At 41.4% G+C, this 1,460-nt stretch carries 2 protein-coding genes; both read right to left on the bottom strand.

Annotation, left to right across the window (positions count from 1 at the left end; all coding sequences use genetic code 11):
• Window positions 1-17 precede the first annotated feature (17 nt).
• A complete protein-coding gene (locus CLV51_RS28830; RefSeq protein WP_106531570.1) occupies window positions 18-299 on the bottom strand; it encodes a helix-turn-helix domain-containing protein in 282 nt (93 codons plus the stop codon).
• Window positions 300-458: 159 nt separating this feature from the next.
• On the bottom strand, window positions 459-1,460 hold a 1,002-nt coding region (locus tag CLV51_RS29355), incomplete at its 5' end, for a hypothetical protein (protein ID WP_158267193.1).

Below are 1,460 nucleotides of genomic sequence, written 5' to 3'. Positions count from 1 at the left end.
GGTGTAGGCTACCGTCTTCATAAGGAATGTTTTACGGTTTTCTTTGTGCCTTCCATCAGCTTGAGGATATCGTCGTACTCGTAGAAGATCAATCCACCGATTTTGGTAAAGGAAAGCGTACCGTTGATGCGCATGTTTTGAAGTGTGCCGGGAGAAATGCCCAGCATGTCGCGGACCTCGTAGGATTTAAGCCATTTCCGGGGTTGAATGGCCGGAGCATTGACCAGCTCCCGTAGTTCCCGGAACAATTCTGTTTTGAAGATTGCGAGATCTTCCCGAGTTAGAATTTCTGCTGCCATATGGTTTGGGTTTGTTTGTTATGGCAGCAAAGGAAAAAATATTACTTACGCAAGAACAGTCACAGGGGTGACAGTACCCCCTGTAACTGTTTGATTATTAAAGAGAAGAATTTGATATAATTATTTCTATAATACAACATTCGGCACAAAACGATGAAATCAGAATTGTTGCAGAAAATAGTCGAGTGCGAAGTAAGCAGCAACGTTTAATCCTTTATGGGAGCGGTTAACTAAGTCCATCAAAATATCCCGTACCGCTTTTGATACGGCTGCATTGTCTTTATAAAAATTACTGCGCAGGCTTCCAGGAGAAACGTTATCCTGCTTTACGGAAGTGAAGAAGTGTGAGAAGAAATCCAATACCTCTGATCTATTCTTGTTCAAATAAAGGCCGCTGTCGAGTAATAGCTTTAGTATATGCCCAAGCTGCGGCACGGAGAAAACAGTTTGTATCTTAAAGTCTTTCCAGCGGCTTAATTCATCGGGAAGGTGAACATTGCTTGAAAGAGATCCTCTCTCTTTCTGGTAACCTATTTCCTCTGCAAGCCATGATTGCATCTTACTTTGAAGAGGAGCCCGTAGTCTATTAAAGATAAAACCGGGTTTTACTGTTGCCTGGCTGATTTTCTTTTGAAGAAACATCAGCCTATCAAGTTTTTCCCTGGTAGTGGAAAGGCTCTCGATTTCTGAACTCACAATACTGGTCCAATATTGAAAATGCCGTATACCGTTGAAATTAAGGTACAATAAAAGGCCCTGTAATTTATCCGTTAGATCTTCTCCTTCTTCACTGGCATCCAGTAATTCAAAGAGGCTCTTGCCCATTTCCCTCAAATACAAGAGTTGCTGATAAGTGATTGAGTAAGCAGTATGACTAGCATTTAAAAACTCAGTGAATGGCAGGAGTGCAATTGACAATAATTGCCCGTCAATATTCAACGCGGCAAAACTTTCCTTTAATACTTCAATATCCTGCTGAAACTTTGCCTGTGCCGTTATCAGGTATGAGGCGGGAATCTTGCAGTCAATGTCGAGGTAGCGGGCGAACTTCTGCTCCAGGAAAAATAAAAGTTCAGCAAGATTGCTATAAATAATTTTATAAAGATTAGACCAGGTGTTTTCTATCGATGGAACATCAACGCTTAGAAGATCTTCTTCCGA

The organism is Chitinophaga niastensis (assembly GCF_003014755.1).
GTDB classification, from domain to species: Bacteria; Bacteroidota; Bacteroidia; order Chitinophagales; family Chitinophagaceae; genus Chitinophaga; species Chitinophaga niastensis.
The sequence above is the reverse complement of the archived record's forward strand: the minus strand, read 5'-3'. Positions and strand labels throughout refer to the sequence as shown.

What these genes read in the sequence shown, in the direction of transcription:
- CLV51_RS28830 (WP_106531570.1), bottom strand. Translation starts at nt 299, where the DNA reads ATGGCAGCAGAAATTCTAACTCGGGAAGATCTCGCAATCTTCAAAACA.